27 protein-coding genes are annotated in these 25,738 nt (G+C 65.5%); 14 read left to right on the top strand and 13 right to left on the bottom strand.

Features of this window, described 5'->3' with window-relative positions; translation table 11 throughout:
- Positions 1–43: 43 nt before the first annotated feature.
- The 3 genes from U1763_RS09360 to U1763_RS09350 are packed head-to-tail and all read right to left on the bottom strand — an operon-like array spanning position 44 to position 1,712.
- Positions 44–613 carry a DUF1190 domain-containing protein gene (locus U1763_RS09360; protein ID WP_132738389.1) on the bottom strand — a complete coding sequence of 190 codons (570 nt, stop codon included), beginning with the start codon at positions 611–613 and terminating at the stop codon, positions 44–46.
- Positions 614–624: 11 nt separating this feature from the next.
- Positions 625–1,038 (bottom strand): DUF350 domain-containing protein, encoded by a 414-nt coding sequence (locus U1763_RS09355; protein ID WP_332755011.1) that lies wholly within the window; start codon positions 1,036–1,038, stop codon positions 625–627.
- Positions 1,039–1,070: 32 nt separating this feature from the next.
- Positions 1,071–1,712 (bottom strand): DUF2491 family protein, encoded by a 642-nt coding sequence (locus U1763_RS09350; RefSeq protein WP_332755010.1) that lies wholly within the window; start codon positions 1,710–1,712, stop codon positions 1,071–1,073.
- Between the two features lie 225 nt (positions 1,713–1,937).
- On the opposite strand from U1763_RS09350, the gene U1763_RS09345 reads away from it, so the two are divergent.
- The 4 genes from U1763_RS09345 to U1763_RS09330 are packed head-to-tail and all read left to right on the top strand — an operon-like array spanning position 1,938 to position 4,827.
- On the top strand, positions 1,938–2,372 hold the full coding sequence (locus tag U1763_RS09345) for a YjfI family protein (RefSeq protein WP_056058971.1): 435 nt from the start codon (positions 1,938–1,940) through the stop codon (positions 2,370–2,372).
- A gap of 25 nt (positions 2,373–2,397) precedes the next feature.
- Entirely contained in the window at positions 2,398–3,147 is a 750-nt protein-coding gene (locus U1763_RS09340; RefSeq protein ID WP_332755009.1) for a PspA/IM30 family protein, read from the top strand.
- Positions 3,147–4,316 (top strand): glutathionylspermidine synthase family protein, encoded by a 1,170-nt coding sequence (locus tag U1763_RS09335; RefSeq protein ID WP_277982217.1) that lies wholly within the window; start codon positions 3,147–3,149, stop codon positions 4,314–4,316. The genes U1763_RS09340 and U1763_RS09335 overlap by 1 nt, the downstream gene beginning before the upstream one ends.
- Positions 4,309–4,827, top strand: a complete 519-nt coding sequence (locus U1763_RS09330) for an ankyrin repeat domain-containing protein (RefSeq protein ID WP_332755008.1) — start codon at positions 4,309–4,311, stop codon at positions 4,825–4,827. Before U1763_RS09335 ends, U1763_RS09330 begins: the two co-directional genes overlap by 8 nt.
- A gap of 73 nt (positions 4,828–4,900) precedes the next feature.
- Here the strand turns inward: U1763_RS09330 and trhO are convergent, their stop codons facing one another.
- From trhO to hppD, 5 genes are all read right to left on the bottom strand, one after another.
- The gene (gene trhO, locus U1763_RS09325; protein ID WP_332755007.1) at positions 4,901–5,875 is read right to left on the bottom strand and encodes an oxygen-dependent tRNA uridine(34) hydroxylase TrhO; all 975 of its coding nucleotides are present in this window, start codon (positions 5,873–5,875) and stop codon (positions 4,901–4,903) included.
- Positions 5,876–5,930: 55 nt separating this feature from the next.
- Complete coding sequence (locus U1763_RS09320; RefSeq protein ID WP_332755006.1) at positions 5,931–6,296, bottom strand: Rieske (2Fe-2S) protein; 366 nt, start codon at positions 6,294–6,296, stop codon at positions 5,931–5,933.
- Entirely contained in the window at positions 6,293–6,937 is a 645-nt protein-coding gene (gene maiA, locus U1763_RS09315) for a maleylacetoacetate isomerase (protein ID WP_332755005.1), read from the bottom strand. The genes U1763_RS09320 and maiA overlap by 4 nt, the downstream gene beginning before the upstream one ends.
- Positions 6,934–8,259 (bottom strand): homogentisate 1,2-dioxygenase, encoded by a 1,326-nt coding sequence (gene hmgA, locus U1763_RS09310; RefSeq protein ID WP_332755004.1) that lies wholly within the window; start codon positions 8,257–8,259, stop codon positions 6,934–6,936. The genes maiA and hmgA overlap by 4 nt, the downstream gene beginning before the upstream one ends.
- Before the next feature lie 93 nt (positions 8,260–8,352).
- Positions 8,353–9,423, bottom strand: coding sequence for a 4-hydroxyphenylpyruvate dioxygenase (gene hppD, locus U1763_RS09305; RefSeq protein WP_332755003.1), 1,071 nt, complete (start codon positions 9,421–9,423; stop codon positions 8,353–8,355).
- A gap of 79 nt (positions 9,424–9,502) precedes the next feature.
- Between hppD and U1763_RS09300 the strand changes: the two genes are divergently transcribed.
- On the top strand, positions 9,503–9,991 hold the full coding sequence (locus U1763_RS09300; protein ID WP_332755002.1) for a MarR family winged helix-turn-helix transcriptional regulator: 489 nt from the start codon (positions 9,503–9,505) through the stop codon (positions 9,989–9,991).
- Here the strand turns inward: U1763_RS09300 and U1763_RS09295 are convergent.
- The gene (locus tag U1763_RS09295; RefSeq protein ID WP_332755001.1) at positions 9,946–10,821 is read right to left on the bottom strand and encodes a LysR family transcriptional regulator; all 876 of its coding nucleotides are present in this window, start codon (positions 10,819–10,821) and stop codon (positions 9,946–9,948) included. The genes U1763_RS09300 and U1763_RS09295 overlap by 46 nt on opposite strands.
- Before the next feature lie 102 nt (positions 10,822–10,923).
- On the opposite strand from U1763_RS09295, the gene U1763_RS09290 reads away from it, so the two are divergent.
- Positions 10,924–13,023, top strand: coding sequence for a malate synthase G (locus U1763_RS09290; RefSeq protein ID WP_443026916.1), 2,100 nt, complete (start codon positions 10,924–10,926; stop codon positions 13,021–13,023).
- Entirely contained in the window at positions 13,023–13,550 is a 528-nt protein-coding gene (locus tag U1763_RS09285) for a gamma carbonic anhydrase family protein (RefSeq protein WP_332754999.1), read from the top strand. Before U1763_RS09290 ends, U1763_RS09285 begins: the two co-directional genes overlap by 1 nt.
- Positions 13,551–13,581: 31 nt before the next feature.
- On the opposite strand, the gene U1763_RS09280 is transcribed toward U1763_RS09285, so the two are convergent.
- Together U1763_RS09280 and U1763_RS09275 are read right to left on the bottom strand one after the other, a co-directional pair.
- Positions 13,582–15,744 carry a TonB-dependent receptor gene (locus U1763_RS09280; RefSeq protein ID WP_332754998.1) on the bottom strand — a complete coding sequence of 721 codons (2,163 nt, stop codon included), beginning with the start codon at positions 15,742–15,744 and terminating at the stop codon, positions 13,582–13,584.
- A 165-nt stretch (positions 15,745–15,909) separates the two neighbouring features.
- Positions 15,910–16,698, bottom strand: a complete 789-nt coding sequence (locus U1763_RS09275) for an N-formylglutamate amidohydrolase (RefSeq protein WP_332754997.1) — start codon at positions 16,696–16,698, stop codon at positions 15,910–15,912.
- 16 nt (positions 16,699–16,714) lie between these two features.
- Between U1763_RS09275 and U1763_RS09270 the strand changes: the two genes are divergently transcribed.
- From U1763_RS09270 to U1763_RS09260, 3 genes are all read left to right on the top strand, one after another.
- Entirely contained in the window at positions 16,715–17,623 is a 909-nt protein-coding gene (locus U1763_RS09270) for a transglutaminase family protein (protein ID WP_332754996.1), read from the top strand.
- A gap of 14 nt (positions 17,624–17,637) precedes the next feature.
- Positions 17,638–18,471, top strand: a complete 834-nt coding sequence (locus tag U1763_RS09265) for a transglutaminase-like domain-containing protein (protein WP_332754995.1) — start codon at positions 17,638–17,640, stop codon at positions 18,469–18,471.
- An 88-nt stretch (positions 18,472–18,559) separates the two neighbouring features.
- Positions 18,560–18,895 carry a hypothetical protein gene (locus U1763_RS09260; RefSeq protein WP_332754994.1) on the top strand — a complete coding sequence of 112 codons (336 nt, stop codon included), beginning with the start codon at positions 18,560–18,562 and terminating at the stop codon, positions 18,893–18,895.
- Positions 18,896–19,041: 146 nt separating this feature from the next.
- On the opposite strand, the gene U1763_RS09255 is transcribed toward U1763_RS09260, so the two are convergent.
- Positions 19,042–19,770, bottom strand: a complete 729-nt coding sequence (locus U1763_RS09255; RefSeq protein ID WP_332754993.1) for a Crp/Fnr family transcriptional regulator — start codon at positions 19,768–19,770, stop codon at positions 19,042–19,044.
- Positions 19,771–19,945: 175 nt separating this feature from the next.
- Positions 19,946–20,686, bottom strand: coding sequence for an arylesterase (locus tag U1763_RS09250; protein WP_332754992.1), 741 nt, complete (start codon positions 20,684–20,686; stop codon positions 19,946–19,948).
- Between U1763_RS09250 and U1763_RS09245 the strand changes: the two genes are divergently transcribed.
- From U1763_RS09245 to U1763_RS09230, 4 genes are all read left to right on the top strand, one after another.
- On the top strand, positions 20,685–21,383 hold the full coding sequence (locus U1763_RS09245; RefSeq protein ID WP_332754991.1) for an ABC transporter ATP-binding protein: 699 nt from the start codon (positions 20,685–20,687) through the stop codon (positions 21,381–21,383). The genes U1763_RS09250 and U1763_RS09245 overlap by 2 nt on opposite strands.
- A complete protein-coding gene (locus U1763_RS09240) occupies positions 21,380–23,878 on the top strand; it encodes an ABC transporter permease (protein ID WP_332754990.1) in 2,499 nt (832 codons plus the stop codon). Before U1763_RS09245 ends, U1763_RS09240 begins: the two co-directional genes overlap by 4 nt.
- A 62-nt stretch (positions 23,879–23,940) precedes the next feature.
- Positions 23,941–25,131 carry a YihY/virulence factor BrkB family protein gene (locus U1763_RS09235; protein ID WP_332754989.1) on the top strand — a complete coding sequence of 397 codons (1,191 nt, stop codon included), beginning with the start codon at positions 23,941–23,943 and terminating at the stop codon, positions 25,129–25,131.
- Positions 25,131–25,520, top strand: a complete 390-nt coding sequence (locus tag U1763_RS09230) for a reverse transcriptase-like protein (protein ID WP_332754988.1) — start codon at positions 25,131–25,133, stop codon at positions 25,518–25,520. The genes U1763_RS09235 and U1763_RS09230 overlap by 1 nt, the downstream gene beginning before the upstream one ends.
- The last annotated feature ends 218 nt before the right edge of the window (positions 25,521–25,738 follow it).

Here is a 25,738-nt window from a genome sequence, read left to right as displayed (position 1 = left end):
TATCTCTCCCCCCTGATCGGAAGACCGGTTCGCTATAGGTGGATCAGCCGCCGAAGCTGCGTCCGCCGAACCCGCCACCGAAACCGCCGCGCGAGATCACCGAACTGCGCGACTGAACGCGGGCAGGGGCTCTTGCCGTGGTCGGTGTGAAGGCGTCCGAGCCCACGCGCGTCCGGCCCGTGACATAGTCGCGGTTGATACGCCCGCCTGCCCCGCCATAATAATTGCCGTCACGATCCCGGTACATCGGTGCGCCGCGGTTGCCGAAGCCGCCGTTGAGCGCCTGGCCGACGAGGAAGCCGGTCAGCAGCGGCGTGAAGAAACTGCCGCCGCTGCCGTTGTTGCGCGGCTCGCACTGCGCCGCGCCATATTGCTCCTCGCAGGTCTGCTTGTCCTCGAACCGAGGCGCGGTCTTCGCCGCATCGGCCTTGGCCTGCTCGAACGCGGTGTCGCACTGGACCGCGGACAGCGCGCCCGCCGCGCGGCATTCCGCCACCGACGCATAGCTCTGCGCCTCGACCGGCTTGCCACCGACATCGCCGTCGCACGCGGTCAGCGAAATGCCCGAGCCTGCGATCAGGCTGGTGAGGACGATCGATCTGGAACGCTTCATCGCTATGCCCCTCAGTTCGTCATGCAGGCGGCGTTGAGGATGCCGACGCACAGCGAGATGCTTGCCATATAGGTCGCCGCCGCGATTTCGCCGCGGACGATCCGGTCGTTGAAGTCGCGCATCACGAAATGCTGGACCATCAGGAACGTCACGATCTGGATGATGCCCGCCAGCAACGCCCACACTGCGAACTCGACCAGCGAGACGGTATGCGTCAGCGCGGACGCGAGTGGCAGAACATAGCCGAGCAGCGCCGCGCCGAGCGTGATTGCCGCGGCGGTATTGCCTTCGCGGATCAGCGACTTCTCGTGATACGGCGTCGCGACCTGATAGACGATCTTGAACAGTATCGTGAACGCCCCCGCCGCGACGAACGCGATCAGGAAGGCGAGCGCGCTGGCGCCGAAGCTATATTGGTCGATCATGGCATTTCCCCCGGAGCCGTCTGCGCGTGACGCTAGGCCCTGAACTCGCCGAGTTCCAGTGCCACGCCCAGCATGATCTCGAACGAGACGTCGCCGGACTCGGTCTCCATGTCGATCGCGAGCAGCAATTCGCGGCCGTCGTCGCCCGGCAGGTCGCGGCTGAACAGCATGCAGGTCTGGAAGATCCGGCGATCGACGATCCCGTCGCGATTGTCGTGCAGTTCCTCCCAGAACGTCACGGGCTCCTGCTCGCTCGCTTCGGGGCCGAACCATGCGCGGCTGTATTCGGGCAGTCCCTCGGTGGTGAAGGTGCGTGCCTTGAGCCGGCTCTTCCACGCCGGGCGCTCGGCGGCGGACGACGGGTAGCTGCTGTCCCACGGCGCGAACAGCGTGACATCGGTGACGTCCTGCCCATCGCGGTCGTTCGACACCGCCTGGAACATGATGTCGTCGTCGGTGTAGAACCGGTGGACGAAGCCGCCCTCGTTGAGGTCGATCAGCCCCTGCGCGACGATCACCAGCGTATCGCGGTCGAACGGAAACAGGAGTTCCGACCCAAACCGACGCCAGGCGAGTGGATCGACCGTCACCGTCCGCCCCAGCGTGACGTTGCGGACGACGGGCAGGGCGTTCTGGTCAAGCGCTGGCTTGCGGCCGAACAGGCGATCGAACATGCAATCCTCGCGTGTGTGTGGTTGGCGTGCCTCTTAGGCCAAAGCGGGCCGGCTCGCAAAGCGCAACCCCGTCATCCTGACGAAAGTCAGGACCCAGAGCCAACAGCGCCGCCGTCCGTGACCCTGGGTCCTGACTTTCGTCAGGATGACCGAAGTGGGGAGGGTGGCAGGCGCTCGCGAAAAGCCTATGTGTCTCCGCGAGCGACAAGCACGGGAGTTCTTGCATTGACCGACATCTGGACCGTCCGCAGCCTGAAGGCGGCGCTCGACACGTCCGAGCCTGCGAAAGCCGGCGAGTTTTCCGCACGGATCCTGGAAGGCGCGGACCCGGTATTGCTGGTGACGATGCACCATCACGGCGACCTCGAACTGTTCGTCAACGTCAGCGAGGCGCAGATCGCGTGCTCGACTTTGCTGTGGCCCTGCGACGAGCAGGAGGATCAGCTGGCGTTCAACACCTTCCTGTTGAAGTCGCAGAAGCTGGTGCCGCTGTCGAACTTCGGGATCGGTACGGTCGATGGCCGAGACTATTACGAGTTGTTCGGCGAACTGGCGACGTCGAGCCCGCTCGATACCGTGATCATCGAACTGCGCACGCTTGCCGAGAATGCGATCGATGCGGCCACCGACCTGCGCCACGCGCAGATTCCCGCCGCCTGATTTAGATACAAACGGAGAGACTGGCATGGCCATCTGGAGCAAGCTTTTCACCCTCGGTCGTGCCGGCGCGCACGAAGCCGGCGCCGCGGTTGTCGATGCGAACGCGCTGCGCATCCTTGACCAGGAAATCCGCGATGCGGACAAGGCGCAAGGCAAGGCGCGTGACGATCTCGCGGGGCTGGTCGCGCGTCGCCGTATCCTCGAAACCGAAGTCGAGAGCTTTCGCGCTCAAGCTGCGAAGTACGAGGCTTCGGCGCGGATCGCGGTCGAGAAGGGCAACATGGATCTCGCGCGCCAGGTCGCGCAGCGGATCGCCGACCTCGAGCAGGATATCGCGCTGAAGAGCCCCCAGGTCGAGGACATGCGCGCCGCCGAGGAGCAGATCCACACCGCGGTCGCGCAGACCGACCGCAAGATCGAGCAGCTCCGCCGCGAGGTCGAGGTCGTGAAGGTCAACGAGTCGGTCCAGAAGGCGCAGGCCTCGGTCGCGTCGGGCAGCATGGGCGCGGGCAACAAGCTCGGCTCCGCGGCGGACAGCCTCGCGCGTATCCGCGAACGCCAGGCGATCCGCGGCGAACGGATCAAGGCGGCAGGCGAGTTGGAAGACCGTCGCACCGGCGCCGATCTCGACGAGAAGCTGCGGCTCGCGGGGATCGGCCCCGGCCAGTCATCCGCGGACGACGTGCTCGCGCGCCTGACCGCCCCGAAGACGCCGCAAGTCGGCCAAACGCTGCAGATCGAGCAGCGCGACGACTCCAAGACGTCGGACTCCTGATGCGCCGGATCGCGGTCGACCCGCGCGGCGACTGGCGCGAACGGGCCGACGCGATCGGGTTCGTCTATCACGACACGGATGGCGAACCCTATTGGGACGAGGGTGCTGCCTACAGCTTCACGCTGGCGGAGATCGAGGACGACCTGGAACCCGCCGCCGAACAGCTGCACGCGATGTGCCTCGATCTGGTCGACGAGGTGGTCCGCGATCAGCAACTGATGGAACGCCTCGCGATCCCGCGCGAGCAGTGGAACTACGTCGCCGAGACGTGGCGAACGCGTCACCCGTCGCTCTACGGCCGGTTCGACTTCGCCTATGACGGGACCGGGCCGGCCAAGCTCTACGAGTATAACGCCGATACGCCGACGTCGGTGTTCGAATGTGCGACGTTCCAGTGGATGTGGCTTGAGGACCTGCTGGCGAGCGGTGCGTTGCCGGCAGGCACAGACCAGTTCAACAGCCTGTTCGACAAGCTGCGCGAGCGGTTCCGTGCGCTGTTCCCGAGCGGCGGATTTGTGCACTTCGCAGCGGATGCGAGTGCCATCGAGGATCGCCAGACGGTACGGTTCTTCGAGGATCTTGCGTCGCAGGTCGGGATCGAGCCGAAGTTCGTCGAGATGAAGGATATCGGCCTCGCAGCCGACGGCCGCTTCATCGACACCGATGGCTTCGAGGTGCAGGCGGCGTTCAAACTGTATCCTTGGGAGTTCATGCTCCGCGAGCCCTATGCGCCGAACCTGTCGCGCGCCGACGTGCGCTGGATCGAGCCGGCGTGGAAGTCGATCCTGTCGAACAAGGGCATCCTGCCGTTGCTGTGGGAACGGCATCCCGAGCATCCGAACCTGCTGCCCGCGTTTTTCGACGACGATCCCGCGGCGAAGATCCTTGGGCCTAAATATGTGCGTAAGCCGCTGTTCTCGCGCGAGGGCGCGAACGTCGAGGTGATCGGCGAGAGCGGCCACACTGTGCTCGACCAGGGCTATGGTGCCGAGGGCGCGATCCGCCAGGCCTATGCACCACCGCCGACATTCGACGGCCGCCATCCGGTGATCGGCGCGTGGATGGTCGGCAACGAAGCCGCGGGGATCGGCGTTCGGGAGGATGACACGGTCGTGACGCGCAATCTCGCGCGGTTCGTGCCGCATATCATCGAGGCGAATGATGACTGACGCGCGTGACCTGCCGCCACTGCCGCCGATGGAACGGCTGGTCGAACTGATGTTCGATGCCGCACGGACGGGGCGGGACGAGATGATCCCGGCGTTGTTGCAGGCGGGCGTCGATATCGAGGTGACCGATGCGAAAGGCTACACGCCGTTGGTGATCGCCAGCTACAATGGCCAGGCGCTTGCCACAGCGGCGCTTCTCGCGGCCGGTGCGCAGGTCGATGGCGCGGCGGATGCTCGCGGCAACACCGCGCTGATGGGCGTCTGCTTCAAGGGCTATACCGAGATTGCACAGATTTTGCTCGAAGCAGGCGCCGATGTGAACCGACGGAATGGCGTCGGCCAGACCGCATTGATGATGGCAGCGCTGGTGAACAAGACGGCGATCATCGACTTGTTGCTAGAGCATGGTGCGGACCCGACGATCGTCGATGCGGCAGGGAACAGCGTGCATTCGCTGGCAATGTCGCAGGGGAACACGGCTTTGGCCCACCGCTTCGCAACGACCGGTTAGCTATCCCAAATTGTTCACCCGCGAAGGCGGGTGCCAGTCTGGGCACCCGCCTTCGCGGGTGAACAAGCTTCTGTCAGTCGTCAGCCTCTAGCTCGGCACCGGCATGAGTCTTAGGCAACACCGCCCCGACATGCGTCTCGCCCCGAGCCTCAGCCAGCCGTACCTGCCGCTCGCGCTCCGCATACCCCGCCCGCTGAGCCTCATCCCGCGCATCATGACACGCCGGGCAACTCACCCCCTCGACAAAAAGTGGCGACGCGCGATCCGCCACGCTCACCGGCATCCGGCACGCATGGCACAGCACATGACTTCCCAACGCAAGCCCATGTCCGACCGCAACCCGCTGATCGAACACGAAACACTCCCCCTCCCAAAGGCTCTCTGCCGCGGGCACGGTCTCCAGATACTTCAGAATGCCGCCCTTGAGGTGATACACCTCGTCCAGCCCCTCGGCCTTAAGGAACGCAGTCGACTTCTCGCACCGTATCCCCCCGGTGCAGAACATCGCGATCTTCGGCGGCGGGCCGTCCCCGACCAGTTCGTCGCGGTGCTCGCGAAACCACGCCGGAAAGTCCCGGAACGTCCGCGTCTGCGGATCGACCGCGCCGGCAAACGTTCCGACCGCGACCTCATAGTCGTTGCGCGTATCGATCACGATCGTCCCGGGCTCGGCGATCAGCGCGTTCCAGTCCTGCGGCTCGACATAATGGCCGACGCCCTCCAGCGGATCGATCGCAGGCTCGCCCATCGTCACGATCTCGCGCTTCAGCCGAACCTTCATCCGGTGAAACGGCATCGTTTCCGCGCGAGATTCCTTGACGTCGAGGTCGGCACATCCCGGCAGCGCGCGGATATGCGCGAGCACCGCATCGATTCCCTCTTCGGACCCGGCGATCGTCCCGTTGATTCCCTCGGCGGCAAGCAGCAGCGTCCCCTTCACGCCGTTGGAACAGCACACCAGCGCAAGCGGCGGCTGGATTGCGGCAATGTCGGCGAACGGCGTGAAGCGGTACAGCGCCACGACGCGGATGGGCAGGGTTTCGGTCATCGGTTCATCGTGCAGGGGAGGAGGTGCGCTCCCTTAGCGCAAGTCGCCCGCCGCGTCAGCCTGCGGTGACGATCATCCCGTCGATCACCGCGACCGGCCACGGCGTCAGCCGCGTTCCCCCGCACGGTCCGCCGACACAGGCGCCGCTGTCGATCTCGAACAGCGCGGAGTGCCAACTGCACGCGATCAGGTCGCCGCGCGGGGTGAGATAGTCGTCGAGCACTTGTGCGAGCGGCAGGCCCATGTGCGGACAGCGATCGACATAGCCGAACACGGAGCCCCCCTTGCGTACGACGAATCCGTGGAAGCGGCCGGCGCGCATCTGGAGCACGAAGTTCCGCGCCTTGCCGTCCACGATCGCGTCGAGCGGCGCGAGATTGATCCCGCCCGGCGTCGCGGTCAGTCGTTCGCCGTCGCTCATGCGGGGTCGGCGTCCGGCTGCCGGTCGGGGTGAGCAGCGGCGAAGGCGGGGAGCGCGCGGGCTTTGTCGGCTGCGGCCTTCAGGCGAGGGTATGGCGATAGATCGACCGCGAACCGTTCGGCCGAATAGACTTGCGGCACGAGATGACAATCGGTGATCGTCGGTGTCGCGCCGAACGCGAAGACGTCGCCATGCCGCGCGATCTGCGTCTCGAGCGCGGCGAAACCGTCGCCGATCCAGCGTGCGATCCAGCGGTTCACCGCCACCTCGTCCGCGCCGAACTCGGTGCGCAAGGCGTCGAGGATTCGGAGGTTGTTCACCGGGTGGATGTCGCAGGCGATCGTTGCGGCCATCGAACGGACAATCGCTCGGTCGTTGGCGCCAACGGGGAGCAGCGGTGGATCGGGATAGGTCTCGTCGATCCATTCGAGAATCGCGGGACTCTGCGTCAGGACGGCGTCTTCGGTCTCCAGCGCCGGCACGAGCCCCTGCGGATTGAGCGTGCGATACCTCGCCTCGAGTTGCGCGGCTTTGCGAAGGTCGTGCGTGACCTGCGCATACGCCACGCCCTTCAGGGCAAGCGCGATGCGGACGCGGTAGGCGGTGGTCGAGCGCCAGTAGCCGTGCAGCGTCAGGCTCACTTCGGCAGGATCGCCTTGGGGAAATCCGACCAGACCGCATCATAATCGAGTTGCGAATGCTCGAGCGCATAGGCGGTCGGCTTGTACGGCCAGCAGCTCTCCAGCATGAACGCCATCGTCCCGTCGATCTTGTACGGTTTCAGGTCGGCCGCGCTCGCACCTAGCCAGCTCGCCAGATCCGGTCCGTGGCCCGACATCAGATTGTGCAGCGAAATGCCGCCCGGCGCGAACCCCTCGGCCTTTGCATCATACGCGCCGGTGATCAGACCCATTGCCTCCGACATGACGTTGCGGTGGAACCAGGGTGGGCGGAACGTCCCCTCGGCGACCATCCAGCGCGGCGGGAAGATCACGAAATCGGCGTTCGCGCGGCCGGGCACGTCGCTCGGCGAGGTCAACAGCGTGAAGATCGACGGATCGGGATGGTCGAAGCTGACCGTATTGATCGTGTTGAATCGCGACAGATCGTACCGCCAGGGCGCGAGGTTGCCGTGCCATGCGACGACGTCGAGCGGCGAGTGATCGAGCGTCGTAGTCCATAGCGATCCCATGAACTTCTGGACGACCTCGACCGGCTCGTCGCGGTCCTCGAACCACGCGACCGGCGTCTCGAAATCGCGCGGGTTGGCGAGGCCGTTGGCACCGATCGGGCCGAGATCGGGCAGGCGGAACAGCCCGCCGTGGTTCTCCGCGACATACCCGCGCGCTTCGCCATCGGGGAGTTCGGCGCGGAAGCGGACGCCGCGGGGCACGAGCGCGATTTGGCCCGGCGCGATGTCGATCCGGCCGAGTTCGGTCAGCAACTGCAGTCGTCCGGCCTGCGGCACGAACAGCAGCTCGCCGTCCGCATCCATAAACACGCGGTCGGTCATGTCGGTGTTCGCGGCGTAGACGTGGAGTGCGACGCCTTCCAGATCGGCGGGATCGCGGTTGGCGAGCATCGTCGTCATGCCGTCGATCAAATCAGTGCCGGGGCCGGGCACCTCGATCGGGTCCCAGCGCAGGCGGTTGGGTGCTAGCGGCGCGTCGGTGGTGCCGGGCGCGAACCGCTTGGCGCCGGTATAGCGCTCGAACGGCGGATGCTCAGCGGTCGGGCGCATCCGGTAGAGCCAACTACGGCGGTTTTCGTGGCGTGGCGCGGTGAAGGCGGTACCGGAGAGTTGTTCGGTATAGAGGCCGAACGCGGGGCGCTGTGGGGAATTGCGGCCGATCGGGAGCGCGCCGGGGATCGCCTCGGTCGATACGTGGTTGCCGAAGCCGGGCTGGTACTTGGTCTGGCCGGCGGTCTCGCCTGCGGCATTGGCCGGCTGGTGGATTGTCATGGCTTCCTCTCCGTCACCTGTTCCGATCAACGCCCGAACCGCCGGCCGTTCAAACTCTTTCTACTCCTCTCCCCGAGGGAGAGGGCTTAGAACTTACGCGTCGACCGTTATGACCCCGCGACGGATCTGGTCGAGCTCGATGCTTTCGTACAAAGCCTGGAAATTGCCGTTGCCGAAGCCTTCATTGCCCTTGCGCTGGATGATCTCGAAGAAGATCGGCCCGAACATGTTCTCGGTGAAGATCTGGAGCAGCAGCCCCTCTTCGCCGACGCTACCGTCGATCAGGATGCGGTTGCGGCGCAGGCGTTCGAGATCGTGGCCGTGGTTCGGGACACGCTTGTCGACCAGTTCGTAATAGGTCTCGATCGTGTCCTGCAGCTTGACGCCGCGGGCGCGCAGCTTCTCGACCGTCTCGAAGATATCGTCGGTGGTCAGCGCCAGATGCTGGATGCCCTCGCCGTTGTAATCCTTGATGAATTCCTCGATCTGGCTCTTGTCGTCCTGACTCTCGTTGAGCGGGATGCGGATCGCACGGTCGGGGGCGATCATCGCCTGGCTGAACAGGCCGGTCGCCTTGCCCTTGATGTCGAAATACTTCTGCTCCTCGAAGCCGAAGATCTGGCCGTAGAACTCCGCCCAGGTCCGCATCTGGCCACGCTTCACATTGTGCGTGAGGTGGTCGAGCAGATCGAGGCCGACGTTGTTCTCGGCTTCCGCTTCGGCCGCGCCCGGAACCGCATTCCAGTCATCGTACAGGCTGCCGGCCGCGCCGTGCTTGTCGACCAGATACAGCAGCGAACCGCCGATCCCTTCGAGCACGTAGCTGCCCTCGCCGAGCGCGCCCATGCTGGCATCGGCCGCCTTGGCGCCGCGTGCGAGCGCCGCGTCGAACGCCGCCTTGGCGTCATGGACGCGGAACGCCATACCGCTCGCCGACGGGCCGTGATCCGCACGGAATGCCGCCGCATGGCCGCCGTCTTCGCGGTTGAGCAGCAGGTTGATGCGGCCCTGCTTGTAGCGCGTGACGGCCTTGGTCGGGTGGGTCGAGGCGGCGACGAAGCCGAATTGCTCGAGTTGCGCGGCCATCCGGTCGGGATCGGGCGAGGTGAATTCGGCGAACTCGAACCCGTCGAGACCCATCGGGTTTACGTCCATATGGTCCATGATCACATCCTGACAGTTGGTATCCGTTGTTACCAATCTGGCGGGTTGAACAACTGGTGTCAATCGTTACGATTTCCACATGGCTCACCGTACACTCGTTCTGGACGATTTCATCCCGTATCGCCTGTCGATCACTTCGAACCTCGTCAGCGAGGCGGTGGCGGATACGTACGAGGCGCTGTTCGGGCTGACGATCCCGGAGTGGCGGCTGGTGGCGGTGGTCGCCGAAGCGGACGGCATCACGCAGCAGCAGGTCGGCCAGCAGACCCGGATGGACAAGGTTACGGTCAGCCGCGCGGCGATCGCGCTGGTCGAACGCGGGCTGATGCAGCGGCATGCGAACCCGGAGGATCGCCGCTCGCACCTGCTGAGGCTGACCGATGACGGTCACACGCTCTATGCGTCTGTCGCACCGAAGGCGCTCGATCTGGAGCAGCGCATCTTCGCCGGGTTCTCAGGCGCAGAGGTGGAGCAGTTCGTGGCGATGCTGAGACGGATCGATGCGGTGACGATCGACCTCGTTCAGGACTCCCACGGCGGCATTGGCGACCAGAGACCGCGCAGATAATCGAGCAGCGCGGTGGTGCCCGCCGATACGGGACCCCGTGCATGCACCGCGTAGATCCCGACGTCCGCCGATCCGGCCAGTTCTGGCAGGACGCGAACGAGTCGGCCGCTCGTGAGATCCGCGCTGACGTCCCATAGCGACCGCAGCGCGATGCCGACGCCCGCTAGCGTGAGTTCGCGGACGACTTCGCTGGAGTTCGTCGCAACATAGCTCGGGCGATCGATCGTGACGTCGCCGTCGGGTCCGGCCAGGCGCCACGGCATCTGGCCTTTCGCGGCGAGCAGGCGGTGTTCCGTAAGATCGGCCGCGTCGTGCGGTGCACTGTAGCTCGGTGCGGCACAGAGGACGCGACGGCTGTCAGCGAGGCGATGGCCGGTCAGGCTCGGCGGTATGGCAGGCGCGATCCGGATCGCGAGGTCGAGCCGGTCGCCGATGACGTCGGCAAAACCGTCGGACAGGTCGAGGTCGAGTTCGATCGCAGGGTGCGCGTCGAGGAACGGCTTCAGGTGTGGCGCGATGTGCAGACGCCCGAACGAGGTCGGCGCGCTGACCCGCAATGGCCCCGCCGGCGTCTCGGCGCGGTCCGACACGCGCGCCTCGGCGTCGCGGATCGCGGCGAGGATTTCCACCATGTCGCGGTGATACGCCGCGCCCCGCGCGGTTAGCTCCAGCCGCCGTGTTGTCCGGTTGAGCAACCGCACGCCCAGCCGCGCTTCCAGCCGCGCGATCCGTTTCGACACCATCGCGGGCGAGATGCCGAGCGATCGCCCCGCCGCACTTAGGCTGGCCGTGCGGACGACCTCGGCGAAGAGGACGATGTCGGGATCCATTCGTTCTCCAGGCGATCAACAGCTTTCGGTTTATAGCGTCTAGTGGAGAAGGTGGCGGGCGTCTATCGTGTCGCCAGAGCATAGGAGAGCAACATGGCCGAGATGATCGAAAAGGCAGGTCTGAAGATCGCCGCATCGCTCGTGGACTTCATCGAGACACAGGCGTTGCCGGGGACGGGTCTCGATGCTGCCGCGTTCTGGCAAGGCGTGTCCGATATCTACGCCCGGTTCGCGCCGGAGAACGCCGCGTTGCTCGCTGTCCGCGATGACCTTCAGGCTAAGATCGACGCGTGGCACGAAGCCCGCGCCGGCAAGCCGATCGACCAGGCAGAGTATCAGGCGTTCTTGCGCGCGATCGGCTATCTGGTCGACGAGCCTGCGCCGTTCGCGGTTGCGCCGACCAACGTCGATGCGGAGGTCGCGTCGCTCGCCGGCGCGCAGTTGGTGGTGCCGATCCTCAACGCGCGCTTCCTGCTGAACGCGGCGAACGCGCGGTGGGGGAGCCTGTACGATGCACTCTACGGCACCGACGCCATTCCCGGAGCGGCATCGGGCAAGGGATATGACGCCGCCCGAGGTGCGCAGGTGATCGCATGGGCGAAGGCGTTCCTTGACGATGCGGTGCCGTTGGCGAGCGGATCGTGGACCGACTGGACGGGTGGTACGCCTGAACTCGCCGATCAGAGCCAGCTCGTTGGCCATGCGGGCGACAACATCCTGTTGCGTCACAACGGCCTGCACATCGAACTAGTCATCGACCCTCAGCACCCGATCGGTCGTGATGACCCTGCGAACCTCGCTGACGTCGTGCTCGAATCCGCGCTCAGCACGATCGCCGATCTAGAGGACTCGATCGCCGCGGTCGATGCCGAGGACAAGGTCGCCGCTTACGCCAATTGGCTCGGGCTGATGAAGGGCGACCTGACCGCCAGCTTCGACAAGGGCGGGCACATAGTCACGCGCACGCTCGAACCGGATCGCCGATACACCGCGCCTGACGGCAGCGCATTCACGCTCCCCGGCCGCAGCCTGATGTTCGTACGCAACGTCGGCCACCTGATGACCACGCCTGCAATCCTGCTCGCTGACGGCAATGAAGTACCCGAAGGCATCCTCGACGGCATCGTCACGTCGTTGATCGCGCTCCACGATCTGAAGACCACCGGCGCGATCCGCAACAGTCGGGCGGGCTCGATCTACATCGTCAAGCCGAAGATGCACGGCCCCGACGAAGCCGCCTTCACCAACCGGCTGTTCGATGCGATCGAGGACCTGCTCGGGCTGGCCCGCCACACCATCAAGGTCGGCGTGATGGACGAGGAACGCCGCACGTCCGCCAATCTCGCCGCGTGCATCGCCGCGGTGAAGGACCGGGTCGTATTCATCAACACCGGCTTCCTCGATCGCACCGGGGACGAGATGCACACCTCGATGCGCGCCGGTCCGATGATCCGCAAGGGCGACATGAAGGCCTCGTCGTGGATCAAGGCGTATGAGGATCGCAACGTCCAGATCGGGCTCGCCTGCGGGCTCAGCGGCAAGGCGCAGATCGGCAAGGGCATGTGGGCCGCGCCGGACCGGATGGCGGACATGCTCGAGCAGAAGATCGCGCATCCGATGACCGGCGCGAACACTGCCTGGGTGCCGTCGCCGACCGCCGCGACGCTACACGCGACGCATTACCACCGCGTCGACGTGTTCGCGCGGCAGGCGGAGCGCAAGGCCGAGCCGATCGCGTCGCTCGATGCGCTGCTGACGATCCCCGTCGCGACCTGGCACAACTGGCAGCCGGACGAGGTCCGCGAGGAACTGGAGAACAACGCGCAGGGGATCCTTGGCTATGTCGTGCGCTGGGTCGACCAGGGCGTCGGCTGCTCGAAAGTGCCCGACATCCACGACATCGGCCTGATGGAGGACCGCGCGACGCTGCGGATCAGTTCGCAGCACATGGCGAACTGGCTGCTCCACGGCATCGCCACGCCCGACGAGGCGGATGCGGCACTGCGACGGATGGCGGCGAAGGTCGATGCGCAGAATGCAGGCGATCCGCTGTACCGGCCGATGGCGGGGCATGAGGACGAGAGCCTCGCGTTCCAGGCCGCCCGCGCGCTGGTGTTCGATGGCCTGACGCAGCCTAGTGGCTATACCGAGCCGCTGCTCCACGCCTTTCGCGCGCGGGCAAAGGAAAGGGATGCCGCCTGATGCCACTCTACGCGATCGAGGGTAAACGCCCGACGCTGGCCGACGACGTCTGGGTCGCGCCGTCCGCCGATGTGATCGGCGACGCACGGCTGGGGGAGGGGGCAAGCGTCTGGTTCGGTGCGGTGATCCGTGCCGACAACACGCCGATCCTCGTCGGTGCGCAGACCAACATCCAGGAAGGCGCGATGCTGCACTCCGATCCCGGCGCGCCGCTGACCGTCGGCGAAGGCTGCACGATCGGCCATCACGCGATCCTCCACGGCTGCACGATCGGCGACAACGTGCTGGTCGGGATGGGGGCGACGGTCCTCAACAATGCGGTGATCGGTGACGATTGCCTAATCGGCGCGAATGCGCTGGTGACCGAGGGGAAGGTGTTTCCGGCCGGGAGCCTGATCGTCGGAGCGCCGGCCAAGGCGGTGCGGGACTTGCCGCCCGAAGCGATTGCCGGCCTTAGGACGTCGGCCGCAGCCTATGCGGCCCGACAGCGCGTCTATGCCGAAGGGCTCGAACGGATAGACGACTAGGGGCCAGCGCATCGCGCCGGCCCCAGTCGCCTCACAGCCCGAAGCGCAACGTCGCGCGGAAATCACGGCCGGCGAGCGGTGCGAAGTCCTTCAGGAAGCTAGTCGCGCGCCGTGCATTTACGTCGAACAAATTGTTCGCGCTCAGCACCAGCGTCGTCTTCGAATCCTTGCCGAACGGACTGAGGCCGATCGAGGCGTTGACCATGGTATAGTCGTTGGTCTTCGTCTCGAACGCGGCGATGCGGTTCTGGTCGAACACGTGCTCGACCTCGACTCGGCCGTTCAGCCGGTCGCCCTGTGCCTCGATCCCGCCGAGCACACGCATCGGCGGAATGCGCGGGACGGGGCCCTGGTCGACGATGTTGGCATGCACGTAATCGCCCAGCACGTCGGCGTTGACCGCATAGCCGCCGATCTGCGCCACCTTCACCGAAGCATCCGCCTCGAACCCGTAATAGCGGGCGTCGGCCTGCTGATACTGGAAGCAGGGCAGGTCGACCACGCGGCCCGACGGATTGGCCGCCGCCTGGCACACCGACGCCGCGACCTGATTCTCCGAGATATAGTTCGAGAACCAGTTGTAATAGGCCGACGCGTCGAAGCTGAAGCCGTCGCCGTGCGCGTGCAGCGTGCCTTCGAGGCCCCAGGACTTTTCCAGCTTGAAGTCGGGATTGCCGAGTTCATACGCCTGCGTGCCGGCATGCGCGCCGTTCGCGAACAACTCCTCGGCCGACGGCGCACGCTCGGTCCGCGATCCGTTCAGCCCGACGCGGATGCTGTCGGTCAGCGCATAGGACGCACCGAGCGACCCCGATACCGAATGATAGCTCTGGCTGCCGCGGAAGAAGCGCAGATCGTCCTCGGGCGTCCGCGCGGCGAGATCGGTGATCTCGTAGCGCACGCCACCCTCGGCGTGGAACTTGCCCGATTCATACTGCTGGAGCGTGAATAGACCGGTCTGGTTGGTCTCGTTCTTCGGCAGGAAGGCCTCGTCGCCGACCACGTTGAAGATCCGGTTGTAGAACTGCACGCCCGACGCGCCCTGCCAGCCGCCGCGGTTAGCCTGGACGACTTCGAGGCGCCCTTCGAGGCCCTTGTTGTAGAACGCGGTGCCGACCGAATTGTCTTCTTCAAGCTCGAAGTGACGATAGCTCGCCTGGCCGACGCGCACACGGATCTTCGAAAACACGTCGCCGCCGGTGTCGATCTCGCCGCGCAGGTCGACGCGGTTCTGGACGACGTCGAGACGCGGTGCCTCCTGCTCTTGGCCGGCTTGCGTGGCGTAGCGGATGGGCACGCCGTACAGGCTGTCGTAATGGCTGTACGACACGCCGAGGCTGCCATTGTCGGTGATGATCGATGCGCCAGCGCCCGCCGTCCAGGTCTCGGCCTGCGTATTGGGAAGCTTGCCCTTCAACTGCGCCGATGCGGCATAGTCGATCGGATCGGCCTCATTCGGGTCAACCGGCAGGGCGGCGGTTGCCAGCGCCTGGGCGCGGGCGTCGCGCGAGAGGATGTATCCGCCGGTGCGCAGGTCGCCCGACTTGAGGTACGAGCCATCCGCATGCAGCACGAGATGCTGGCCGACCGCGACGTCGCCGGCCATGCCGCCCGACCGCTCGTTCGCCGCCGAGCCATAATTGGCGATCCCGTTCAACCGGTAGCCGTTCTCGGGCACCGACCGCGGGATGCGTGTGTCGATGACGTTGACGACGCCACCAACCGCCGACGTGCCGTAGAGCAGCGCGCTGGGCCCGCGCAGGATTTCGATACGCTCGGCGAGCAGCGGGTCGATGATGACCGCGTGGTCGACCGATGTGTTCGACACGTCGATCGAGCCGATCCCGTCGGTCAGCACGCGGATACGGTCACCCTGGAAACCGCGCAGGATCGGACGCGAGGCGCTCGGCCCGAACGACGACGCGGACACGCCGGGCTGGCGTGCGAGCGTCTCGCCGAGCGACGGACGCAATTGGCGCGTGAGTTCCTGGCCGGTCAGCACCGTCGTACCCTGCAACACGTCGCGCTCGCTGGTCTGGAGCGGCGCAGTGACGATGATGTCGCGCTGGTTGGTCGAGCCGACCGATGCCGGAGTAGGGGCGGGGGTCGTGGTATCCGTGGCGACCGTCTGGGCGTGAGCCTGAGGGGCGAGGAGCGCAGCCAGGGCGGTGGCGCCGAACAGCATCGTCTTCATGAAATTCCCTTGTCGTCGTCGGGGTATCGTCCCTGTACGACTCGTTGGGTAAATTTGATGATACATCATATCAAGTGACAATCTTGCCATGTACGCATTTGGTCACCGCGCTGTTACCGCAATGCAACACAGATCAAGACCTGCGCAGCGAGACGGGTCACTCGGTCAGACCAGCGCCTGCGCCACCGGCAGCACCCGGGCCAGCCGCTTGGCCCACGCCGCACATCCCTCGCTCGACCCCAGCAGATCCTGCCGAACCTCGATCTCCGCATACAGCCGCCGCTGCGGATACGCATGACGCGGGATGGTATAGTCGATCAGGTCCATCCGGTACGGTTCGTTGTCGCCCACCACCAGATCCGCCTCGTCGCGCAACACGTCGAGCAGTGCATGCGCGAACGCGGTGTTGCCGCCGTCGTGCAGGATGCCGATATGCCAGGGCCGCGCCTGATCCCGCAACGCGCCCTTCATCGCCGGTGTGAAGCTGTGCAGCGCGACCAGCACCGTCGCCATCCCCGCCGCATCGCGCCGCGCGATCTCCGCCGCGATCGCCGCCTGATACGGCGTGTGGATCTCGGCGAACCGCGCCGCGCGGTTGGTCTCGCCGAGCCCGGCGTTCGCCGGAATCACCGTCCCGTCGCTGACCTCGGCGATCAGATCGGGCTGGCTCGGGCTCCGGTTGCAGTCGATCACGAGCCGCGAATAGGTCTGGCGGACGAACACCGCGTCGAGCTTCTCCGCGAGCAGCGCGCCCAGTTCGCCGATCCCGATGTCCCAGCCGATATGCCGCGACAGCTCAGCATCGCTCAGGCCCAGCGACGCCAACGCCTTGGGCACGGCATTTCCCGCATGATCGCCGATCAGCAGGAACGATGACGCACCTTCGGGGTTGATTACCCTGACCGGTGCGGCATCTTCGGTCCCAAGCAGCGTTTGGCTGGCAGTGCTGTTCATGCGACGTGGATCCTCGATGCCATCTCTAACGCTCTCTCATGTAACCAAATACTCGTATCGCCAACCGGTTGCGTTCGGCGAGCACAGGATCATGGTCCGGCCGCGCGAAAGCTACGACCAGCACCTGATCGACACGCAGCTGACGATCACGCCGGAGCCCTCCGACGTCCGCTGGCTGCACGACGTGTTCGGCAATGCGGTCGCGATCGCTACCTTCGACAAGCGCGCCAAGGACCTCGTGATCGACAGTCGCGTCCGGCTCGATCACACTCCCGCCGAACTTCAGAACGTCGATATCGAACGTTACGCGCGCTTCTATCCGTTCACCTATTCGTCGGAGGAGATGCCCGACCTGCTCCGCTCGATCGAGCGCCAGCATCACGATCCGTTGCGCGAGATCGACAGCTGGGCGCGGCGGTTCGTCGCGCCGGGCGGGCAGACCGATACGCTCACCATGCTCTCTGAGATGACCGCAGCGATCAAGCGCGAGTTCACCTATGTGCAGCGCCCCGAAAAGGGCACGCAGTCGCCGATCGAGACGCTCGCCAAACGCAAGGGCACCTGCCGCGATTATGCGATGCTGATGATCGAGGCGGTCCGCGCGCTCGGCTTCGCGGCGCGGTTCGTATCGGGTTATGTCTACAATCCGACACGTCGGGAACATCGCACCGGCGGCGGCAACACGCATGCCTGGGTCCGCGTCTATATCCCCGGCTCGGGCTGGGTCGAGTTCGATCCGACCAACGGCATTGTCGGCAACCGCGGGCTCGTCCGCGTCGCCGTCGCGCGCGACATCTACCAGGCGGTGCCCGTCTCCGGCACCTGGAGCGGCTTTCCGGGCAGCTTCCTCGACATGAGCGTGTCGGTCGACATCACCGTCGACGAGGATGAGGCGGCTAACCAACAAACATCACTAACAGCTTGAATAGGGGGACATCGATGCTGATCCGAGCCGGCTATGACATTCGTTTCGAAACCGACGTCGAAACCCCGATGCTGGCGATGCTCAGCGTGCATCCGTCGCGCAACAAGGATTTCGTGACCCCGCACCGGATCGCCGCCGATCCCGACGTGCCGACCTATGATTATCTCGACGCGTTCGGCAACGTCTGCACGCGGTTCACGGTCCCCAGCGGTGGCCTGACCCTGTCCTGCGACTTCACGATCGAGGACAGCGGCCTGCCGGATTCGGTCTCCCCCGACGCCGTCCAGCACGCGGTGCAGGACCTGCCCGACGACATCCTGATCTACCTGCTCGGCAGCCGCTATTGCGAGACCGACCGCCTGTCGGAGACCGCGTGGTCGCTGTTCGGCCACGTCCCTGCGGGCTGGCAGCGCGTCCAGGCGATCGTCGACTTCACGCACAACCATGTCGAGTTCGGCTATCATTTCGCGCGCTCGACTAAGACTGCGTGGGACGTCTATCAAGAACGCCAGGGCGTCTGCCGCGATTTCGCGCATCTCGCCGTTACACTGTGCCGCTGCATGAACATCCCCGCACGCTATTGCACCGGGTATCTCGGCGACATTGGCATCCCGCCGGTTGATGCACCGATGGACTTTTCCGCATGGTTCGACGTGTATCTCGGCGGCACGTGGCACACACTCGACGCGCGCCACAATCGCCCGCGGATCGGGCGGATCCTGATGGCGCGGGGGCGCGACGCCACTGATACCGCGCTCACCACCAGCTTCGGCCCCGCGCGTCTGGTCGGGTTCGACGTCCACACCGACGAGGTCGAAGCGCTAGGCCGGCTCGAACAGGCGGGTTAAACCGGCTATGCTTCAAGTTAGGCCTTGTCGCATGTAGCGCGTTGGGCCTAACGGCACCGATCCCCTAACTTATGCTGCGATGCACAACATGACCTCGACCCCAGACCAGTCCGTCCCGTCCAACGCAAACGCGCTGCTGCTGCAGGCGATCGCGCTGCGCCAGTGCATCACCGCGACCTATAACCGGATGGTTTGCACGCTGGCACCGCACATCCTCTACACCAAGCATGACGACGTGTTCGTCGACGCGATCACGCTAGAGCGCGACGGTCAGCCGCCCAAGGAGATCAAGCTCGGCACGTTCAAGCTCGCCGGTCTGAAGGATATCGAGGTCATCGATCGTCCGTTCGTCCCCGACGCGATCTTCAACCCCGGCGACATCAAATACGACCGCGTCACGCTGTTCGTCGTCGACCGCACCTGAAACTGCACTGACGATCCTCCCCCGCCAGGGGGAGGTGGCAGGCGTCAGCCTGATGGAGGGGGAGGCAAGCGAAACGCCTGCTCCATGTCCTCACCCTCCGTCACCTTCGGCGACATGTCCCCCTGGCGGGGGAGATCGGAATTTCCCTAGGCCGCAGGCGGCAACCACGCCGTCTCGATCTCGCCATAGCGATCGGTGAACCCGGTCGCCGCGACCAGCGCCGCCTCATCGACGATCCGCACCCGCCGCCCGGTCCGCTCGATCACGCCGCTCTTCTCCAGCGCGCGGATCGTGCGGTTCACATGCACCTTGGTCAGCCCCAGCGCATCGCCGATATCGGTCTGTGTCAGCGGCAGGTCGAATGAGTCGACGATCCCGCCCGCCGTCACGCGCAACCGCGCCATGATGTCGAGCAGCAACGTCGACAGCCGCTCGCTCGCGCCCATCCGGCCGATCGTCGTCAACCGGTCGCTCATCGCGACATTCTCGGCCGCCGCGATCGCATATAGCAGCCCGGCGATCCGCGGTTGCGCGCGGAACAGTAGCCCGAGTTCGGTCTTAGGCAATTCGATCACCCAGCAATCCGAGATCGCGGTCAGCGTCGCCGCCGCCTGCGACCAGGCCATGCTCGACGTACCGATCAGGTCGCCCGCATAATGGAACCGTAGGATCTGCCGGCCGCCGGTGATCAGCTTGGTCGAGGAATGCAGCCATCCCTGGCGCACGACGTACAGCGCGTGGCTCTCGCCACCTTCCGCCATCAGGATGTCGCCGGCCTTCAAGCGCCGTTCGCCGCGCTCGGCCCGCGTGATCGCGTCACGCTCCGCATCGGTCAAGTCGAGATGTCGACCAAGCCGTGCGATCAAACCGCTCAATTGCATTGCATCGCCCCCTTTGTACTCCCGGCGTTGCACCAACCACGCGCGCGGCGAAAGAGGGAATGCAATGTGATGTCCGTCGCAGAACCGGACGGGGGAATGGACTCTTCGCCGTATCGCGTCGTGGCCGTGTTGCGACCGTCACGCAGACTTGAGCTGCAAGCACACGGGATCATTCAGTATTTCTCAAAGTGGTCATTATCACCGGTGCGACACGCGCCGCGATCCGGTCGACACCGTTGCGGTTGGGATGGACATGATCGGCCTGCATCAACTGCGCCTTGCCGATTACGCCATCGAGGATGAACGGGTACAGCGTCGCATTATAACGCGTGGCAAGATCGGGCCAAATACCGTTGAACTGCACCCCAAAATCCGGGCCCAGATTGGGTGGCGCCATCATACCCGTCAGCATGACCGGAATGCCGCGACGTTTCGCCTCGTCCATCATCGCCGTCATGTTGGCGCGCGTTTCCGTCGGGGAAATCTGGCGAAGAACATCGTTGCCGCCCAGCCCCAACAGGATGAGGTCGGGTTTGCGCTTCATATTGTCGAGCGCGAACGCGAACCGCTGTCGTCCCGCTGCGCTGGTATCGCCCGAGACGCCGGCATTGACGATCGTCGCGTTGACTCCATCCTTGCGCAACCGGTTCTGCAAGGCATCGGGCAGGCTCTGCCCGCGGTCGAGGCCATAGCCGGCGTACAGACTGTCTCCGAAGGCGAGGATCAGTCGCTCGGGCCCCTGCGGCGCCGGGGTCGCAGCGGCTGGCGAGACCGCGTTCGTCGCAGGTGGCGGGGCAGGGATCTCTGGTGTCCGATCGCAGCCGGCCAGCAGCCCCGCTTGGAGAAGCGCTAGTCCGCCCCCATAAAGAGGCCAGCGTCGCATCCGTTTCTCCAAGATATTGGTCTCCATGTCCGAACCTGCTTCCGCCGATATGGTGATCTCGGCGCGCGATGTCACGCTGACACTCGGCGCATCGACTGCCGCGACGACGATCCTCAAGGGCATCGATCTCGACATCGCCCAAGGTACCAGCGTCGCGCTGCTCGGGCCCTCGGGGTCTGGCAAGTCGTCGCTGATGGCGGTGCTCTCCGGCCTGGAGCGCGCGACCAGCGGTCGGATCGAAGTTGCCGGGCTCGATTTCGGCAAGCTCGACGAAGACGCTCTGGCCCGCGCGCGGCGTGGACGCATCGGGATCGTCCTGCAGGCCTTCCATCTGTTGCCGACCATGACCGCGCTCGAGAACGTGGCCGTGCCGATGGAACTGGCCGGGATGCCCGACGCGTTCGATCGAGCGGAAGCCAAACTCGCGGCGGTCGGCCTCTCGCATCGGATCGGCCACTACCCCACGCAGCTTTCCGGTGGCGAGCAGCAGCGCGTGGCGATCGCCCGCGCACTCGGCCCACGTCCGGCGCTCGTCTTCGGCGACGAACCGACTGGCAACCTGGACGCAGCCACCGGGGCATCTGTCATGGACCTTCTCTTCGACCGCCGCGCCGCGACCGGTGCCACGCTGATCATTATCACCCACGATCCGGTACTCGCGGCGCGCTGCGACCGCATCGTCGAACTCGCCGACGGCCGCATCGCCGCGGATCGCTTGCGGTGAGCGAATGGCGGCTGGCGTGGCGGCTTGCCCGTCGCGAACTCGATCTTCGCTTTCGCGGGCTGCGGCTGCTGCTCGCCTGCCTGTTCCTTGGCGTCGGCGCTTTGGCCGCGATCGGCAGCCTGACGCAGTCGATCGACGCCGAGCTTGCTTCCCGCGGTAGCGCGATCCTCGGCGGCGATGTCGAGTTCGGTACGTCGCAGCGTGCCGCGACGCCTGACGAGCGCGCGGCGATGGCGCGGCTCGGCACGGTGTCCGAAACCGTGCGAATGCAGGCGACCGCGATCCGCGGCACCAACAGCGTGCCGGTCCAGCTCAAGGGCGTCGACGCGGTCTATCCGCTCTACGGCACGCTCGCCGTACAGGGTGGATCGGTCGCGAAGGTTGACGATCCCAAGGCGATCTGGATCGTCCCGGCCCTGGCGCAGAGGCTTGAGGTTGGGCGCGGCGCGCGCGTACGGCTGGGGACCGCGGACTTCACCGTTGCCGGCGTGATCGCGAATGAACCCGACCGGCTGGGCGAAGGCTTCACGCTCGGCCCCGTCGCGATCGTCTCGATAGCTGGTATAGCGCGGACCGGTCTGGTCCAGCCCGGCAGCCTTTACGAGAGCAAGTACCGCGTGCGCCTGTCGCCAAGCGCCTCGCCGACGACCGCAGTGGATCGGTTCAAGGCGGCATTCCCCACCGGCGGCTGGGAAACCAAGACGCGTGACCGAGCCGCGCCTGGCGCCGAGCGCTTCGTCGATCGCATGGGGCAGTTCCTGTTGCTGGTCGGGCTGTCCGCACTCGTCATCGCCGGGATCGGCGTCGGCAACGGCGTGTCCTCCTACCTCGCCGCCCGCCGCAGCAGCATCGCGGCGTTGAAGGTTCTCGGCGCGACGTCCGGCCTCATTGCCAAGATCTACCTCCTCGAAGTCGCGATCGTGGCGGCGATGGGGATCGTTCTTGGTCTGATCGCGGGGGCGGCGACGGTGCCGTTGATCGTCTGGCTCGCAGGCGACGTTCTGCCGGTGGCGCCGCGCTTCTCGCTCCAGTTCGTCCCGCTCGCGCTCGCCGCTGCTTACGGCATGCTGATCGCGCTGGCTTTCACCGCGCCACCCCTGATCGAGGCGGGCAGCATTCCCGCGGCGGGCTTGCTCCGCGGTGTCTTCGGCAATCGGTCGGTCCCTTTACGCCGGACCTTGCCCTGGGTCCTCGGTGCCGGAGCCGCGATCGTCGCACTCGCGCTGTCGACCGCGGACCAGCCAGGCCTCAGCGCTGGCTTCCTCGCGGCGGTGGCGGGCGTGCTGCTGGTATTGGCAGCGTTCGGCTGGGCGGTACGCAGAGTCGCCGCAGCTCTTCCCCGTTCGCGCAAGCCGTTGCTCCGGCTCGCCATCGCTGGGCTCCACCGCCCCGGCGCGCGGACCGGCACTCTGGTCGTTGCGCTGGGGCTCGGCCTGACACTGTTCGTCCTGCTCGCCGGCATCCGCACGAGCATCGACGCGAACATAGAGCTCACCGTACCCAAGCGCGCGCCGGCGCTGTTCGCATTGGACGTTCCGCCCGACCGCGAGGCTGAGTTCCGGCGGACCATCGAAGGCGTCGCTATCCACCCGGTCATCCGCACCGTGCCCGCGATGCGCGGTACGATCACCGGCTACGGCACGACGCGTGTCGCTGATCTCAAGACGCTCCCCGATGGCGCATGGGCTTTACGCGGCGAACGCGGGCTCACCTATTCTGCAACCTTGCCCGAGGGCAGTGAACTGACCGCCGGTCGGTGGTGGCCGCGCGACTATAAGGGACCGCCGCTGGTCTCGATCGACGAACGATTGGCCAAGGTGCTCGACCTCAAGATCGGCGATCCGCTCACCTACACCTTGCTCGGCGTCGAGCGGACTGCGCATATCGCGTCGTTCCGCCGGATCAGCTGGGATACGCTCGGCTTCAATTTCGTCATGGTGTTCTCGCCCAACGCGATCCAGGACGCGCCGCATAATCTTGCCGCGACGATCGAGCTCGCGCCGGGGCAGGAAGCATCCGTCATGCGAGCATTGTTGCCGCGCTTCCCCTCGGTCTCGGTGATCGAGGTTCGCGGCGTGCTTGGCCAGGTTCGCGATATCGTCTCGCAGATGGCGACCGCGATCACCGCAGCCGCGTCGGTGGCGATCCTTGCCGGGATCGCGGTGCTGATCGGCGCGATCGCGGCGGCACGAGAGGCGCGGACCTATGACGGCGTGATCCTGCGGACGCTCGGCGCGACGCGGCGACAGGTGCTCGCGGTGCAGGCGCTCGAATACGCGTTCCTGAGTATCGTGTTGTCGGTGCTGGCATTGCTGTTGGGGCTGGGTGGCGCCTGGTATGTCGTAACGCAGCTCTTCAGTTTCGAATGGCGCCCGGACTACGCGACGGTGTTGGCGACGTTGCTGGGCGGGGCGGGGTTGACGATGGTGATCGGCTTGATCGGTGCGTGGCCCATTCTCGGCGCACGGCCGGCGCAGGCGTTGCGGCAACTCTGAGGGTCCGTTTGTGTCCGCGCGGCGTTGGGCGGCAATACACCGGAGGGGGCAAGACGCTGAGCATGAACGAAACACCATCCGAGCATCAGGCCACCAGCCCCTGGTCGATGTCGGCTCGCGAATGGTGGAAGGTCCTCAAACGCACCTGGGCCGAGGGGAACGACGACAATATCGGCCTGATTGCGGCCGGTACTGCGTTCTACGGGTTCGCCGCGATCGTGCCGCTGCTCGCGTCGGTTGTCCTGATCTACGGCCTGGTTGCCGATACCGCCACGGTGGTCGCGAACATCCGCGCGCTGTTCAACGTCCTTCCCGACGACGCCGCCCGGGTGATCGGCGATCAGCTCGCGACCGTCGTCAATACGTCGGAGGGCAAGAAGGGTTTCGGCCTCGTGATTGCGCTGGGCATCGCGCTGTATGGCGGAACGAAGGGCGCATCGTCAATCGTCACCGCGCTCAACATCGCTTACGAAGAGAAGGAGACGCGCGGGTTCATAGCGCTGAACCTGCTCGCCTTCGCAATCACCGGTGGTGCCGTTTTGCTGGCCTTGGTCGCCGCCCTGTCGACCGCGGCATTCGCACTTCTCGACAGCCTGATTCCGGGTGCTCCCGAGATCCTGTTGCTGGCGATCCGTCTCCTCAGCTACGGCGTGCTTGCGTCGCTGGGCGTCACCGCGGCCGCCTGCCTGTACCGGTTTGGTCCCAATCGTCACAAGGCCAAGTGGGCGTGGCTGACCCCCGGATCGCTGGCCGCGACGGTGATATGGCTGGGCGCGACGATCGGGTTCGGCGTCTACGTCTCGCGCTTCGGCAATTACGGTGCGACCTATGGTTCGTTGAGCGCGGTGATAGTGCTGCTCACATGGTTGTGGTTGTCGGCCTATGTGTTCCTGCTTGGCGCAGAGCTGAATTCGGAACTCGAACACCAGACGACGAGCGACACGACGACCGGTGCGTCGGCTCCGATGGGCGCACGAGGCGCAACCGTCGCCGACACGGTCGCAACCAAGATCGCACTTCAGCCAATTGCTCGATCTGTAGAGAAAGACGGGGCAGGGGTCTTGGCAGTTGCGCATCTGAGCGGCGTACAGGCAGGGCTACCCGCATCGCTTCTGGCGCTCGGCGGCCTCCGCTCTATCCGCCGCGGCTCGCCGGTCGCGGGGCTTGGCATGATCGCGATCGGCGCAGTGCTCGCCCATCGCAAGCAAATTGTATCCGGTCAGGTGACGAAGAACCCGCGAGACAAAACCTGATGGCCTATGGTCAGTCTACCAAGCTGTTCTTCGACGGCGGATGCCGGCCAAACCCCGGCCCGATCGAATTCGCAGTCGTTCGCAAGGGCGTCACTTATTACCGTCACGATCTGGGTGACGGCAGCAACAGTGACGCCGAATGGCTGGCCGCCATCCATGCGCTGGACGTCGCAGCGCAGAACGGCGACCGCGATATCACGCTGCTCGGCGATTCCACGCTGGTCGTCACGCAAGCCAACGGCACGGCGCGGTGCCGTTCGCCAGAATTGGAAGCACACCGGGCAAGGTTCGCGGCACTGGCCTCGGATTTCGATCGGCTTCGCATACGGCATATCGGCCGAACCCAGAACCTCGCCGGCATAGCGCTCGCCAAGCTGCATCCTCGCTAAGGCGAGCAACGCCCATCCAGCCGCGCTGGGCCGTCGAAGCTCGTTTTTCCAAAAAGTGCCATGGAACTGTAGAAAAGCGTTTGACGGTGTGGCGAGGTGGTCTTAGAGGGGTGTCACCGCAGCGAACGACCACACGGTCTGGACGCCGCGGTCGCAAAAAACCAGATGCTGCAAGCTTTCTCGGAAGGGAGGGTTATGCGAGTGTCGGTATTTTTGTC

Origin of the sequence: Sphingomonas sorbitolis (genome assembly GCF_036663875.1) — a bacterium.
GTDB lineage: Bacteria > Pseudomonadota > Alphaproteobacteria > Sphingomonadales > Sphingomonadaceae > Sphingomonas.
This window is presented reverse-complemented; position numbering and strand designations above follow the sequence as displayed.